Here is a 15,660-nt window from a genome sequence, read left to right as displayed (position 1 = left end):
GGGGGGTATGGGGGCTCTGGGCAGCCGAACTTGGGGGTAGGGGTGGGCAGAGTAGGGGCTTTTAGGGGCGGGTGAGGAGGGCGCGACTGCCCTCGTTTCGTTTGCTGAGAAATCGCTGATGTAGGATCTCCAGAGCTAGAACTGTTTGCTCGAGATCATTCTCGTGGCTATCACGGCAGATCTCGGGGCCGATCACATCTCGGTCAACGGCCTGCCGGGTCTTCGCGTCGTCGACCGCGTGCGCGGTGCGCCGGTTCGGGGGGCGAGCCGGGACGCCGGGATTGCGAAGATCTCGGGTCGGTGACAGTTCCCGCCAGGAGCGCGAATATCTTGCGATCCAAGACGACATCACCGCGAGAACGCGATAAGGTCACCGCATCATTACCTTGCGCAAACGGATGGATTTCGGCCAGTGGAAAGACCTCGGATCTTGCTAAAGCGAGGGCCGTCGAATATCGTCCAGCGAGCGCAAGTGTGACCAGATCGTTGTAGCGCCGTCACGGGGATCGGATTGTCGGGACCATGTCCGTGACGTGCGTCTCGTTGGCAACACGGGTGCCGCTTCGCCCTTCGGGTGGCGAGGTGGCACCACAACAGCAGAAAGAGAGCAGGATTCATGCGTTTCGGCAGGGCGGCCGCGCCGAAGAGAACAGAGTCGGGACGACGAGGCGCGCCTCGCGGTTGGCGTAATCGAATTCTGGCTGTCGGTGCCGCCGCATTGGCGCTACCGATCGCCGCGGGCCTGGCGACCCCGACGCTCGCCACCGCGGCGCCGTCGGCGCACGCGCCGGTGTTGCGAGCGCCCGCTGGTGGCTTCGAGGACCTGATGGTCCCCTCCAGCATGGGCCCGATCAAGGTCCAGGTCCAGTGGGCCGCGCGCGGCGGTAACGCGGCGCTCTACCTGCTCGACGGCCTGCGTGCCCGCGACGACCGCAACGCGTGGTCGTTCGAGACCAACGCGCTGCAGCAGTTCGGCAACGACAACATCACCCTGGTGATGCCGGTCGGCGGCCAGTCCAGCTTCTACACGGACTGGTACGCGCCGTCGAACCTGAACGGCCAGAAGACCACCTACAAGTGGGAGACCTTCCTCACCAAGGAGCTCCCGGCCTTCCTGGAGGGCTACGGCGTCTCGCGCACCAACAACGCGGTCGTCGGCCTGTCCATGGGCGGTAGCGCTGCGCTGGCTCTCGCGGCCTACCACCGCGACCAGTTCAAGTTCGCCGCCTCGTACTCGGGCTACCTGAACATCTCCGCGCCGGGCATGCGCGAGGCGATCCGCGTCGCGATGCTGGACGCGGGCCGCTTCAATGTCGACTCGATGGCCGCGCCGTGGAGCCCGCAGTGGCTGCGGATGGACCCGTTCGTGTTCGCGCCGCAGCTGAAGGGCCTGCCGATGTACATCTCGGCCGCCAGCGGTCTGCCGGGTCAGTTCGACCAGCCGAACTCGGCGGTCGGCGTGTTCAACACCGGTAACGCGATGGCGCTGGAAGCCCTTTCGCTGGTCAACACCCGCGCGTTCCAGGCTCGCCTGAGCTCGCTGGGTATCCCGGCCCGGTTCGACTTCCCGGCCGCGGGCACCCACTCCTGGAAGTACTGGGAGGGTCAGCTGTTCGCCTCCCGCAACATGATCCTGGACGCCACCGGCGCCTGGTGATCTGATCCACCTTCTCGCATTCAGGCCGCACCGTTTCGGTGCGGCCTGAATTGCGTTCGGGGCCAGTGCTCATCGCGGGGCAGCGAACATAGTTTGCTAGGAAGCGCGTGTCTCCCGTAAACGTCGCTATAACGGGAGTACAAAGCTTCTGTGGCAGGGATTACGCGCGGTAGCTGTGGCATACGCGGGCGTCTCGTCGCTCGTTCGGCACGCGAGCGGCTGATGCTGCTCGCCACCGCGCTGGTGATCCCCCTAGCCGCGGGCACGTCCGTGGAGGCGCCCGCGGCCGCGGAACCCACGGTGGCCGTGGCCGCGCCCGTGCTGGAGAAGGTCCAGTGGCTCAGCGACCGTCGCGTCGCGCTGTGGGTGACCTCGCCGTCCATGGGTGCGCCGATCCAGGTGCAGTTGCTGCTGGCCAGGGACTGGAACGCCCGCCCTGAGGCCCGGTTCCCCGTCCTGTACCTGCTCGACGGCCTGCGCGCGACCGACGACGAGAACGGCTGGACGAAGGAGGCGGGGGCGGTCGATTTCTTCGCCGACAAGAACGTCACCGTCGTGCTGCCCATCGGCGGGCAGTCCAGCTTCTACACCGATTGGCTGGAGCCGGACAACGGCCGCACCTACAAGTGGGAAACCTTCCTGACCAAGGAGCTTCCGCCGCTGCTGGAGAGCCATTGGCGGGCGACGAGCGTGCGGGGCATGGAAGGGCTGTCGATGGGCGGCACGGCCGCGATGCTCCTGGCCGCCCGCAACCCCGGCTTCGTGCGGCACGCCGCCTCGTACTCCGGCTTCTTGACCACCACGACGCTGGGCATGCCCCAGGCCATCGAGTTCGCGATGCGCGACGCGGGCGGGTTCGACTCCGCCGCCATGTGGGGTCCGCAGACCGGACCGGAGTGGGAGGCACACGACCCGTACATGCTGGCCGACAAGCTGCGGGGCGTCAGCCTCTACATCTCCAGCGGCAGTGGCGCGATCGGCCCCTTCGACCAGGCCCTCGGCATACCCGGGGTGAGCACGAATATCGCGGGCATGGGTTTGGAGATCCTCGCGCGGCTCACCTCGCAGAACTTCGTGACCAAACTGTCCAAGCTGGCCATCCCGGCGCAGGTGAACTATCGCCCGTCCGGCACCCACTCCTGGCCGTACTGGGATTTCGAGATGCGCCAGTCCTGGGCCCAGGCCGCCTCCGCGCTGGGCGTCGACCAAGGCAAGCCGGACTGTCAGCCGGGCGGTGCGATCGGCCCGGTGGCCGCCGCGGCGGGGTGGCTCCGCCAATGCCTCACCGGGGAGTACGCGGTGGCGGGAGGCACCGCTCAGGACTTCGCGGGCGGCCGGGTATTCCACACGCCGGGCAGCGGCGCGTATCCGGTCGGCGGTCTGTTCGGTGCGGGTTACCAGGCGGCAGGGGGGCCCACCGGACCGCTCGGCCTGCCGACCGGCGAGGAGCGCGCGCTGGAGGATGGTCGAGGCAAGTACCAGCCCTTCCAGAACGGCTCGCTGTACTGGACGCCGCAGACCGGTGCCCAGGTGGTCCGCGGCGCGATCCTGGAGGAATGGGGCAAGCAGGGGTTCGAACGCGGCCCCGCCGGTTATCCGGTCGCGCCGGAGATCAAGACACCGAGCCGCGACGGCGTCGTGCAAGCCTTCGAGAACGGCCCGTTCTACTACAGCGGAGCCACCGGCGTGCACCGCGTCCAAGGTCTGATCCTCGGCAAGTACGCCCAGCTCGGCTTCGAGAACAGTCCGCTCGGCTTCCCGGTCGACGAGGAACAGGCGCTGAAGGAACTGGGCCGGTTCAGCCGATTCGAAGGCGGCAACATCTACTGGAGCCCCGTCTCCGGCGCTTGGGCGGTGCGTAACGGCCCGGTGCTGGACGCCTGGCGCGAGACCGGCTACGAGAACGGCAAACTCGGCTACCCCACCGGCGACGAGTTCCCCATCTCGGACGGCATGCAGCAGAACTTCCAAGGCGGCTTCATCACGGTGCGCGACGGTAAACCGGAAGTCCACAGCCTGTGAGAAGGACCGGTCTACTCGATGAAAGAGGGCCGCGAACACGCCGCGCGAAGGCGCGGCAAATCGAACACAGCTAGCCTGGTGGGCGACCCGACCCCCGCTCAGCGACAGATCGAGGACAAGAATTCATGCATCGGACCCGTGGAAAGGTAGTCGGCGTAGTCGTGGCGCTCGCCGCGACCGGCCTGCTCGCCGCGTGCGGCGACAATGATTCGACCGCGACGAGCACTCCGTCGACGCCTGCCCGCACCACGACGGCGACGACGACGTCGCCGGCCGCATCGACGCCCGCCGACACCGGTCAGCCCGCTCCCGCGCCGGAGCAGCCCACGACGACGGTGGCCCCCGAGCGTCCGCAGCCGGTGCCGACCGAAGCCGTCCCGCCCGCGGACACCTCGAAGCTCACCGACAAGGACAAGCGGTTCCTGGACGAGCTGGCCAAGCAGGGTGTCACCCCGTCCACCCCGGACATCGCGCTGAGCATCGGCGCGTACGTCTGCCAGGGCACCGCCGCCGGTGCGTCCGATCAGGATCTGATGACCTTCGTCAACGCCATGGCAGGTTCCGATCCGTCCTTCGACCCGGCCAAGATGCCGGTGGAGAAGGCCGGGCAGATCTACATCACCACCGCTCGCGCCACGTACTGCCAGTGAGTTCGCGTTCCCGTTCGACCTCCCGCCGGTTCAGGCCGGCGGGATGTCTGGTCGTGATCGGCGTCGTGCTGCTGATCGTCCTGGTGGTCCTGCTGCTGTGGTATCTGCTGGCGGGGCGTCTGCGCCCGCCCGGCCCCGGTCCGAAGCCGCCGGAGCGGCCGACTTCGCAGCCGGCCAGTTGTCCCGACGTGCAGATGATCTCGGTGCCCGGCACCTGGGAGTCGAACAGCTTCGACGATCCGCACAATCCCACCGCGAACCCGGTGTCGCTGATGCTCAACGTCTCCGGTCCGATCACCCAGCGGTTCCCCAGCGAGCGGGTGGACGTGTACACCGTTCCCTACGTCGCGCAGTTCTCCAATCCAATCGCGATCCCGCCGGACGGCCAGCAGTCCTACAACAACAGCCGGTCCGAGGGCACGGCGCGGATGGTCGATGCCATGGCCGCACGGCATCAGGAGTGCCCGTTGACCACCTACGTGCTCGCCGGGTTCTCCCAAGGTGCGGTGATCGTGGGTGACGTCGCCGCGCGGATCGGCGCTGGCGACGGCCCGGTGCCCGCCGATCTGGTGCTCGGCGTGACGTTGATCGCCGACGGACGCCGCACCGGCGAGAGTGGCCCGGGTCAGGCGATCCAGATCGGCACACCGGTGCCCGGCGTGGGTGCCGAAGTCGCGCTGAAGGGGTTGAACGTGCCCGGCATCACGATGACCGGTCCGCGTCAAGGGGGCTTCGGCGCGCTGGCCGACCGCACCTACACCATGTGCGCGCCCGGGGATCTGATCTGCGATGCGCCACGGGAGGCACTGAGTCCGTGGAACGTCCTCGGCAGCGTGAACACGCTGGTCCGGGCGGCGGGCAACCCGGTGCACACCCTCTACAACAGTTACGTCGTCGACGGCGACGGCACCACCGCGACGCAGTGGACCACCAACTGGGCGGCGGGCCTCATCGAGGCAGCGCCGCATCCGGCCCATTCGTGAGAATTCACAGCCCGTGAGATACCCCGCACCCCCTTGGCGTGACAAGCGCAACTCGAGTTGGGTAGCACGCTGTAAAGTGCGCTGGTGATCGCGACGCCGGGCACCACCGCAGCGCAGACCCCGGGCGGGCGTCGCGCCCGTATTTTCCTTACAGCCAGGAGCATGAGTTCATGACAGAAGCCGCCGCACCGGCCACCACGGCGAGCCGTGACGCGGATGCTGCGTTGTCCGCGCTGGGCACTCCGTTGCGTCCGTTCCGCTTCGCGGCGGCCGGCGAGGGAAACAAGCAGGAGGGCGGAGCGCGCAAGTTCGTGCAGACCGCTCAGCAGGCCGAGGAATACGGCTTCGACACCTTCGTGGTGCCCGATCACCTCGGTGAGCAGATCGGGCCGATCGCCGCGCTCGGCGCGCTGACCCAGGCCACCGAGAAGATCCGGCTCGGCACCTCGGTGCTGGCGAACGGTTTCCGCCACCCCGTCGTGCTGGCCAAGGACCTGGCGACCATCGACGTGCTGTCCAAGGGCCGACTCGAGGTCGGCCTCGGCGCGGGCTGGATCAAGGAGGAGTTCGACAACGCGGGTATCGCCTACGAATCGCCCGGTGTCCGGCTGGAGAAGCTGGACGAGGCGCTGACCATTCTCGACGTGCTGCTGCGCGGCCAGGAGTGCACCTTCGAGGGCAAGCACTACCAGGTCCGGGGCATCAAAGGCACCCCGAGGCCGCGGCAGGGCCCGCGCCCGCCGATCTGCACCGGCGGTGGCGGTCCGAAGATGCTGCGCCTGGCCGCCAAGCACGCCGACATCATCTCCGTCGTTCCGGTGACCACCAAGAACGGCAAGGGCCTGCTCTCCGGCATCACCATCGAGAAGGCCGTGGAAAAGGTGAATCTGATCAAGGAGGCCGCCGGTGACCGGTTCGCCGACATCGAACTGAACTGGGCCGTCACCGCGGTCGTGATCACCGACGATCGCGAGAAGACCGCGGAGATGGCGCTGTCGGCGTTGGACCGGGGACTGCACCCGAACCTGGAAGTCGATGTTCAGCTGTCCGTGGAGGACATCCTGAACTCGCCCTACGTGGCGATCGGCACATTCGAGGAGATCGCCGAGCAGATCCGCCGTGTGCGGCAGCTCACCTCGATGTCCTACGTCGGTGTATTCCCCACCCAGATGGACGCGTTCGCCCCCGTTATTCCCCTGCTGCGGGACGAGTGAGCCGGTCTTCTCTGTAACATGACTCTGGTTTGAGTACATCTAGCCGATAAGCGGTCACCGCGCAGACCGCACAAAATCTGCAGGCTGGCTCTGCACTTGGAGCACCCGCGGGCGAAAGCGAGTCGGGGCCTCACAGGTAATAGCGGCGATTCGCCGTCTTGCTGCGTGTGCCTCGGAGGAGAAGAAGGAATGGAAGAGACTTTCGACGACTACCTGGACGAAACCGGGAACATCCGTATTCCCGAGGATCACACCCTGGTTGATCACGTCGAGAAGCACACCCGGAACGACGCGAACACCCTGGCGTATCGCTACATCGACTACTCGCGCGAGCGCGACGGCGAGGCGCAGGAGCTGACGTGGCGTGAGTTCGGTATTCGGCTGCGCGCGGTGGCCGCTCGACTGCAGCAGGTGACCAACCCGGGCGACCGGGTCGCGATCCTCGCGCCGCAGGGCTTGGATTACGTGATCTCCTTCTTCGCCGCGATCTACGCGGGCACCATCTCGGTCCCGCTGTTCGACCCGGACGAGCCCGGTCACACCGATCGCCTGCACGCCGTGCTCGGCGACTGTGAGCCCTCGGCGATCCTGACCGCGAGCTCCTCCGCTGCCGGGGTCCGGCAGTTCTTCCGCTCGCTGCCCGCAGCCCAGCGCCCGCGCATCATCGCGGTGGACGCGATCCCCGACAGCGTCGGCGAGAGCTGGGTGCGCCCGGACATCGCGATCGACGACATCGCCTACTTGCAGTACACCTCGGGGTCGACCCGAGTGCCCGCCGGTGTGGAGATCACCCACCGCGCGGTGGGCACCAACCTGCTGCAGATGGTCGATGCGATCAAGCTGGACTGGAACTCGCGCGGCGTCACCTGGCTGCCGCTGTTCCACGACATGGGCTTGCTGACGGTGATCCTGCCCGCGGTGGGCGGCAAGTACATCACCATCATGTCGCCGAGCGCGTTCGTCCGGCGTCCGTACCGTTGGATCAAGGAACTGGCCGCGGTGTCCGACGGCGCTGGAACCTTCGCCGCAGCACCGAACTTCGCGTTCGAGCACGCTGCGGCGCGTGGTCTGCCGAAGAACGGCGAGTCGCTGGACCTGTCGAACGTCATCGGCCTGATCAATGGCAGCGAGCCGGTGACCACCTCGTCGATGAAGAAGTTCAACGAGGCGTTCGCCCCGTACGGCCTGCCCAAGACCGCCATCAAGCCCTGCTACGGCATGGCCGAGGCGACGCTGTTCGTCTCCGCGACCAAGCACGAGGACGAGGCGAAGGTCACCTACGTCGACCGCAAGGAGCTCAACGCGGGGCGCATGGTGAAGGTCGATCCGAGTCACGAGGACGCGATAGCGCAGGTGTCCTGCGGTTATGTCGCGCTCTCGCAGTGGGCCACGATCGTCGATCCGGAGTCCGTCGAGTCCGGTGGCGGTCGTGAGATGCCCGACGGGCACGTCGGCGAGATCTGGCTGCACGGCAACAACATGGGCATCGGCTACTGGGGTCGTCCCGACGAGACCGCGGCGACGTTCCAGAACAAGGTCACCGAGCGTCTGTCGCAGGGGAGCCACGCCGAGGGCACCGAGCCGGACGCGAACTGGATGCGCACCGGCGACTACGGCGTGTACTTCGAAGGCGAGCTCTACATCACCGGCCGGGTGAAGGACCTGGTGATCGTGGACGGCCGCAACCACTACCCGCAGGACCTGGAGTTCTCCGCGCAGGAAGCCAGCACCGCGCTGCGGCCCGGCTTCGTCGCGGCGTTCTCGGTGCCGGCCAACCAGCTCCCGGCCGAGGTGTTCGAGCAGGGCAGCCACTCCGGCCTGGCGTTCGACGCCGACGACGCCTCCGAGCAACTGGTGGTCGTCGGCGAGCGTGGTCCTGGGGCGGGCAAGGCCGATCCGCTGCCCATCGCCGACGCGGTGCGCGCGGCGATCTCCCAGCGCCACGGCGTGACCGTTCGAGACGTGCTGCTGGTGCCCGCGGGGTCGATCCCGCGCACGTCCAGTGGCAAGATCGCCCGCCGCGCGTGCCGGGCGGCCTATCTGGAGGGAACGCTGCGGGGTGGTTACACCCAGCAGGCTTTCCCCGATGCACCGGAAGAGTAATTGCCAGGGGCGGCCTCGGACCGACCATCGACGCTCGGCGCCGACCTTCCCACGCGCCGGGCGTCAATTCACGGTACGCCCGGTACGGACACAGGTAGCTTGAGGAATTGATGGCTGACAACGAGGGCACGCCCACCCAGACGACCGACACCCCGCCCGTCGAGACCGGCACCGACGCGGCGGCCCCGGCCGAGTCCGCGAAGGGTGGCGCGCAGACCGACATGTCGGTGGCGGAGCTGCGTGAATGGCTGCGGCGCTGGGTCTCCGAGGCGACCGGGCAACCGATCGAGCAGATCACCGTGGACCGGCCGATGGAGGAGTTCGGGCTCGCCTCGCGCGATGCCCTCGCCCTCGGTGGGGACATCGAGGAACTGACCGGCGTGATGCTGAACGCGACGGTCGTGTACCAGCACCCGACCATCGCCTCGCTGGCCGAGCGGATCGTCAACGGCGAGCCGGACGCGCCGGAGGAAGCCGCGGACGACGCCTTCTACACCGCGGGCTACCGTCCCGGCGAGGCGCACGACATCGCCATCGTCGGTTTGTCGACCCGGCTGCCCGGCGCGGGTGACACCCCCGAGTCGACCTGGGATTTCCTCATCGGCCGCGGTGACGGCATCCGGGAGCTGCCCGAGGGACGCTGGTCGGAGTTCCTGGACGAGCCGCAGCTGGCCGAGGCGATCGAGAAGGCCAACACCAAGGGCGGCTACCTCGACCAAGCGGTCGTCAAAGGCTTCGACGCCGAGTTCTTCGCCATGTCGCCGGTCGAGGTCGAGCGGGTGGATCCGCAGCAGCGCCTGGCGATGGAGCTGACCTGGGAGGCGCTGGAGCACGCGCGGATTCCGGCCAGCGATCTCAAGGGCGAGCCGGTCGGCGTGTTCATCGGCTCCTCGGGCAACGACTTCATGCTGCTCGCGGCGCTCGGGCTGGGCAGCGAGCGCGATCCGAACGTGCCGGCGTCGGCCGAGGCGTACGCGATCATGGGCAGCGTCAGCTCGATCATCCCGAACCGGGTCTCCTACTTCTTCGACTTCCGTGGCCCGTCGGTGTCCATCGACACCGCCTGCTCCTCGACCCTGGTCGCGGTGCACGAGGCGGTGCAGGCACTGCGCGGCGGCGAGGCCGACCTGGCGCTGGCCGGTGGCGTGAACATGCTGCTCGCGCCGATGGCCACGCTCGGTTTCGACGCCAACGGCGGTATCGCCAAGGACGGGCATATCAAGGCGTTCTCCAAGGACGCCGATGGCATGGTCCGCTCCGAGGGCGGCGGTCTGGTGGTGCTGAAGCGCCTCGCCGACGCCGAGCGCGACGGCGACACGATCTACGCCGTGATCAAGGGCTCGGCGGTCAACAACGACGGGCGGTCCAACGGCCTGCTCGCCCCGAACCCCGACGCTCAGGCCGAGGTGCTGCGCCGCGCCTACCGCGACGCGGGCATCGCGCCGTCCTCGGTCGACTACGTCGAGGCCCATGGCACCGGCACTCTGCTCGGCGACCCGATCGAGGCGGACGCGCTCGGCCGGGTGGTCGGCCGCGGCCGCGACGCCGACAAGCCCGCGCTGCTCGGTTCGGCCAAGACCAACTTCGGTCACCTGGAGTCGGGCGCCGGTGCGGCGAGCCTGGCGAAGGTGGTCATGTCGTTGCAGCACAACGTCATTCCGCCGAACATCGGCTATGCCGGTCCGAACCCGTACATTCCGTGGGACCAGGCGCACCTGAAGGTCGTCGACGAGCCCACCGAGTTCCCGCGCTACAGCGGCACGGCGACCATCGGCGTCTCCGGCTTCGGTTTCGGCGGCACCAACGCGCACGTCGTCGTCCAGGAATACGTGCGGGCCGCTACGCAAGCGCCGTTCGCCGAACTCGAGTCGCAGCTGAACGAGGACGTGCTGGACGAGGAGACCACGGACGTGGTCGCGGAAGCCGATGCCGTGGTCGCGGAGGCCGAGATCGCCGCCGTCGCCGAGGCATCCGTGGCCGCCGAAGCCGCCACGCCGGTCTCCGAGTGGACCGCCGAGCGCATCGAGCCGCTGCCGCAGATCTTGCCGGTGTCGGGTTACCTGCCCTCGCGCCGCCGCCGGGCCGCCGCCGAGCTGGCCGACTGGCTGGAGTCCGAGGCGGGCGCGAAGACCCCGCTCGCCGACGTGGCGCGGTCGCTGGCCAAGCGCAGCCACTGGCGTTCGCGCGGCGTGGTGCTGGCCAAGACGCACGAGGAGGCGGTCGCCGGACTGCGCGCCATCGCGGCGGGCAAGCCGGGTACGGGCGTCTTCACCGCCGACGCGCCCGCGGCCATGGGCCCGATGTGGGTGCTCGCCGGTTTCGGCGCGCAGCACCGCAAGATGGGCAAGCAGCTCTACCTGGAGAACTCGATCTTCGCGGGGGCCGTCGACGAGGTCGACGAGCTGGTGCAGGACGAGGCCGGATACTCGGTGCGCGAGCTGTTCCTGGACGACAGCCAGGACTACAACGTCGGCACCTCGCAGGTCGGCATCTTCACCATCCAGATCGGCCTGGCCGCGCTGCTGCGCGCGCACGGCGCCGAACCCGACGCGGTGGTCGGACATTCCATGGGCGAGGTCGCGGGCGCGTACATCGCCGGTGGTCTCTCGCTCGAAGACGCGGTGCGCGTGATCTGCGCCCGTTCCCGCCTGATGGGCGAGGGCGAGCAGATGATCAGCGACGACGATGTGCGCAACATGGCGCTCATCGAGTACAGCGCCGAGGACGTCGCGAGCCTGCTGCCGGACTACCCGGACGTCGAGGTCGCCGTGTACGCGGCGCCGACCAACACGGTGATCGGCGGCCCGCAGGATCAGGTGGCGGCGATCGTGGCGCAGGTGGAGGCGGCGGGCAAGTTCGCCCGGGTGCTGCAGACCCGCGGCGCGGGCCACACCTCGCAGATGGACCCGCTGCTCGGCGAGCTTGCCGCGGAACTGGCCGGCATCGAGCCCACCAAGCTGAAGACCGGCTTGTACTCGACGGTGCACAAGGAAGAGTTCTTCCGCGCGGGCAACGACCCGATCCACGACGAGGACTACTGGGTCAAGAACATGCGCCACAGCGTGTACTTCACCAACGCGGTGAAGCTCGCGGTGGACGCGGGCCACACCACGTTCCTGGAGCTGGCGCCGAATTCCGTCGCGTTGATGCAGGTGCTGGGCACCACCTTCGCCGCAGGCGTGCACGACGCGCAGCTCATCCCCACGCTCAAGCGCAAGGAGGACGAGTCCGCGGGCGTGATCGCCGCGCTCGCCCAGCTCTACGTGCACGGGCACAAGGTCGATCTGTCCTCGCTGCTCGGCCCGGGTGAGTACGCCGACGTTCCGCGCACCACGTTCGTGCGCAAGGAGTACTGGCCGAAGGTTCGGCTGGTCACGGGCGGCAACGGCCGGTTGCCCGGCGCGCACGTCGCGCTGCCGGACGGCAGGCACGTCTGGGAGGTCCAGGCGTCCTCGGTGACCGATCTCGCCGGACTGGTGCGTGCCGCGTCGGCGCAGGTGCTCAGCGACGTCGCGCTGGGCGCGTCGATTCCGCACGCGCCGATCCCGGCGGCGGGCACGCTCACCACCACGCTCACCCCGCATCCCGGCGGCGCCTCGGTGCAGGTCCACGCCAAGGAGGGCAACGCCTTCCGCCTGGTGTTCGACGCCGTGGTGACCTCCGGCGCTCCGCTGCCGGAACCCGTGGCGGCCGAGCCGGTCCCGGCGATCGCCGCGCAGACACAGAGCGACGCCGACCTCGAGGTCGTGGAGACCTTCGGTGACCGGTGGGATCCGAACGGCACGCAGACCGTCGAAGAGCGGCTCGCGCTGATCGTCGCGGAGTCCATGGGTTACGCGGTCGAGGATCTTCCGATGGAGATCCCGCTGATGGAACTCGGCTTGGACTCGCTGATGGCGATGCGCATCAAGAACCGGGTCGAGTACGAGTTCGACATCCCGCAGCTGCAGGTGCAGGCCGTGCGGGACGCGAGCCTGCACGAGGTCGGCAAGGTGCTGCGGTACGCGATCGAGCACCGCGACGAGGTGCAGGCGATGGCCGACCAGCAGGCTGCCGACAAGGCAGCGGGCGGCACGGGCGAGATGGCTGTAGACGCCGATTTCATCGCTACGGCCCGTGCGGCCCTGGCCACCGGCGCCGACCCGGTCGCCGCGGTGGCGGGCGCTGCGCCGGACACCGGTATGGCCGGTGAGTCCACCGCCACACCGGAAACCGCTGCGACCGAGGTCGCTTCGGCCCCCGCACCAGTGACTACCGCGAGCCCGGAGAAAGCTGTCGAAGGTGACGCTCCCGCCGCGCAACCGGTCGCTGCGGTTGTGGCAACCCCCGCGGCCGTCTTCGGCGGCGCGCAGCAACCCGCCGACGAGGACGACGTTCCGCCGCGCGACGCCGCCGAGCGCCTGACCTTCGCCACCTGGGCGGTGGTCACCGGGAAATCGGCCGGAGGCATCTTCAACACGCTGCCGATCCTGGACGAGGACACCGCGGAGAAACTGGCCGCGCGCCTGACCGAACGGGTCAAGGCCGAGGTCACCGTCGACGACGTCCTCGACTGCGAGACCATCGAGCAGCTCTCCGACATCGTCCGCGACCTGCAGGACAGCGGCGCGGATGTGGACGGTTTCGTCCGTCCGCTGCGGCCGCGCGCGGAGGGCTCGAACGCCGTGCCCGTCTTCGTGTTCCACCCCTCGGGCGGCAACACACTGGTGTATGAGCCCCTGTTGAAGCGGCTGCCCGCCGAGACGCCGATGTACGGCCTCGAGCGGGTCGACGGTTCGATCGAGGAGCGGGCGCGCCAGTACCTGCCCGAGCTGCGCAAGATCCAGGGCGACGGTCCGTTCGTGCTGTACGGCTGGTCGCTGGGTGCGGTGCTGGCCATGCAGACCGCCCAGTTGCTCCGCGCCGAGGGCGCGGACGTGCGCACGGTCGGCCTGATCGATCTGGCCATTCCGACTCAGGGCGAGGACAACAGTCCCGAGGAGCGCGTGCGGCGGATCGAGCGCTACCAGGTGTTCGCCAAGAAGACCTATGGCGTCGACGGTGAATTGGACCGCGAACAGCTGGAGACACTGGCCGCGGCATCCGACGACGAGCAGTTCAAGATGATCAGTGATCTGATCAAGATAAGCGGCGCGAAGATCCCCGGCGGCGTGCTCGAACACCAGCGCACCTCGTGGATCGATAGCCGTCAGCTCGCGAAAATGCAACCGTCGCACTATGACGGCAATGTGGTGCTGTACCTCGCCGATCGCTACCACGACGGGATGATCGAGCTCGAGCCGCGCTTCGCCGACCGGGTGCCGAACGGCGGCTGGGACGAGTACATCCCGAATTTGGAGGTCGTCCACATCGCCGGCGACCACCTGCAGATCATCGACGAACCGCGGATCGGGAAGATCGGGGCCGACCTGACCGCGAAGCTCGCCGCGATCGAGGTGAAAGGGGCCAAGTGAGCACGACTGCCGAAAAACTCGCCGACCTGCGCAAGCGCCTGGATTTGGCGCAGGAGCCCGCGGGTGAAGCGGGGATCGCCAAGCGGGCGAAGAAAGGCATCCCCAGCGCCCGCGACCGGATCAACATGCTGCTCGATCCGGGAACCTTCGTGGAGATCGGCGCGCTGGTACGCAAACCGGGCGATCCCGCCGCGCTCTACGGCGACGGTGTGGTCACCGGGCACGGCTTGGTCGAAGGCAGGCCCGTGGCGGTGTTCTCGCACGACCAGACCGTGTACGGCGGTTCGGTCGGCGAGATGTTCGGCCGCAAGGTCGCCGGGATCCTGGAGTACGCGGCCAAGGTCGGCTGCCCGGTGGTCGGTATCAACGACTCCGGCGGCGCCCGCGTGCAGGAAGCGGTGACCTCGCTGGCGTGGTACGCCGAGCTGGGCCGCCGCCAGGAGCCGCTGTCCGGCCTGGTTCCGCAGATCTCGATGATCCTCGGCAAGTGCGCGGGTGGCGCCGTCTACGCCCCGATCAACACCGACGTGGTGGTGGCGACCGAAGAGGCGTACATGTTCGTCACCGGCCCGAAGGTGATCCGGGAGGTCACCGGTGAGGACGTCAGCCTCGAGGAACTCGGCGGGGCGCGCAGCCAGGCGGAGTACGGCAACATCCACCACGTGGCCAAGGACGAGGCGGCCGCGTTCGAGTGGGTGCGCGATTACCTGGGCTACCTGCCGACCAGCTGCCAGGAGCTGGCGCCGGTCGTGAATCCCGGCCTGGAGCCGGAGACCACCGACAGCGACCTGGAACTGAACTCGATCGTCCCGGACTCCGACAACTCCGGGTACGACATGCACGAGATCCTGTTGCGCATCTTCGACGACGGCGCCTTCCACGAGGTCGGCGCGTCGGCGGGCCGCAACGTCATCACCGGATTCGCCCGGGTGGACGGGCGCAGCGTCGGCGTGGTGGCCAACCAGCCGATGGTGTACGCGGGAGCGCTGGACGCCCGCGCCTCGGACAAGGCCGCGCATTTCGTGCGGCTGTGCGACGCGTTCGAGATCCCGCTGGTGTTCGTCGTCGACACGCCCGGGTTCCTGCCCGGTGTGGAACAGGAGAAGATCGGCGTCATCAAGCGTGGTGGACGGTTCCTGTTCTCCTACGTGGAGGCGTCGGTCCCGAAGGTCACCGTGGTGATCCGCAAGTCCTACGGCGGCGGCTACGCCGTGATGGGCTCCAAGCAGCTGGGCGCCGATGTGAACCTGGCCTGGCCCACCGCGCGGATCGCCGTCATGGGCGCGGAGAGCGCGGTCAGCCTGATCGGAGCCAAGCAGATCGAGGCCGCGCCCGAGGACCAGCGCGCCGCGATCCGCCAGCAGATGATCGACTTCTACAACGCCACCGTGGCGACCCCGTGGGTGGCCGCCGAGCGCGGATACGTCGACGCGGTCATCGAGCCCGCGACGACCCGGCTGGAAATCCGTCGTGCGCTCCAACTGTTGCGGGACAAGGCTATTGCCCGCAACCCGCGCAAGCATCACCTGCTGCCGCTGTAGGCTGTGGAACACGATCGGGCCGCACCCCTCTGGGGCG

The 15,660-nt window shown here is 68.4% G+C and carries 8 protein-coding genes; all 8 read left to right on the top strand.

Annotation, left to right across the window (positions count from 1 at the left end; genetic code table 11):
• Positions 1–616 precede the first annotated feature (616 nt).
• The 8 genes from NG1_RS25945 (at position 617) to NG1_RS25910 (ending at position 15,623) form a co-directional block, all read left to right on the top strand.
• Positions 617–1,657 (top strand): alpha/beta hydrolase, encoded by a 1,041-nt coding sequence (locus NG1_RS25945; RefSeq protein WP_245548770.1) that lies wholly within the window; start codon positions 617–619, stop codon positions 1,655–1,657.
• Between the two features lie 222 nt (positions 1,658–1,879).
• Positions 1,880–3,679: an alpha/beta hydrolase-fold protein gene (locus NG1_RS25940; RefSeq protein ID WP_062974994.1), complete on the top strand. Its 1,800-nt coding sequence runs from the start codon at positions 1,880–1,882 to the stop codon at positions 3,677–3,679.
• Between the two features lie 125 nt (positions 3,680–3,804).
• Complete coding sequence (locus NG1_RS25935) at positions 3,805–4,329, top strand: DUF732 domain-containing protein (protein WP_062974992.1); 525 nt, start codon at positions 3,805–3,807, stop codon at positions 4,327–4,329.
• A gap of 47 nt (positions 4,330–4,376) precedes the next feature.
• Positions 4,377–5,312: a cutinase family protein gene (locus tag NG1_RS25930; protein WP_062975003.1), complete on the top strand. Its 936-nt coding sequence runs from the start codon at positions 4,377–4,379 to the stop codon at positions 5,310–5,312.
• Positions 5,313–5,482: 170 nt separating this feature from the next.
• Positions 5,483–6,526: an LLM class F420-dependent oxidoreductase gene (locus NG1_RS25925; RefSeq protein ID WP_083863172.1), complete on the top strand. Its 1,044-nt coding sequence runs from the start codon at positions 5,483–5,485 to the stop codon at positions 6,524–6,526.
• A 189-nt stretch (positions 6,527–6,715) separates the two neighbouring features.
• Positions 6,716–8,629, top strand: coding sequence for a long-chain-fatty-acid--AMP ligase FadD32 (gene fadD32, locus NG1_RS25920; protein WP_062974990.1), 1,914 nt, complete (start codon positions 6,716–6,718; stop codon positions 8,627–8,629).
• A gap of 221 nt (positions 8,630–8,850) precedes the next feature.
• Positions 8,851–14,082 carry a polyketide synthase Pks13 gene (pks13, locus tag NG1_RS25915; RefSeq protein ID WP_062975001.1) on the top strand — a complete coding sequence of 1,744 codons (5,232 nt, stop codon included), beginning with the start codon at positions 8,851–8,853 and terminating at the stop codon, positions 14,080–14,082.
• The gene (locus tag NG1_RS25910; RefSeq protein ID WP_040864253.1) at positions 14,079–15,623 is read left to right on the top strand and encodes an acyl-CoA carboxylase subunit beta; all 1,545 of its coding nucleotides are present in this window, start codon (positions 14,079–14,081) and stop codon (positions 15,621–15,623) included. The genes pks13 and NG1_RS25910 overlap by 4 nt, the downstream gene beginning before the upstream one ends.
• Positions 15,624–15,660: the final 37 nt, after the last annotated feature.

The sequence above is a fragment of the Nocardia gamkensis NBRC 108242 genome (genome assembly GCF_001612985.1).
GTDB classification, from domain to species: Bacteria; Actinomycetota; Actinomycetes; order Mycobacteriales; family Mycobacteriaceae; genus Nocardia; species Nocardia gamkensis.
The sequence above is the reverse complement of the archived record's forward strand: the minus strand, read 5'-3'. Positions and strand labels throughout refer to the sequence as shown.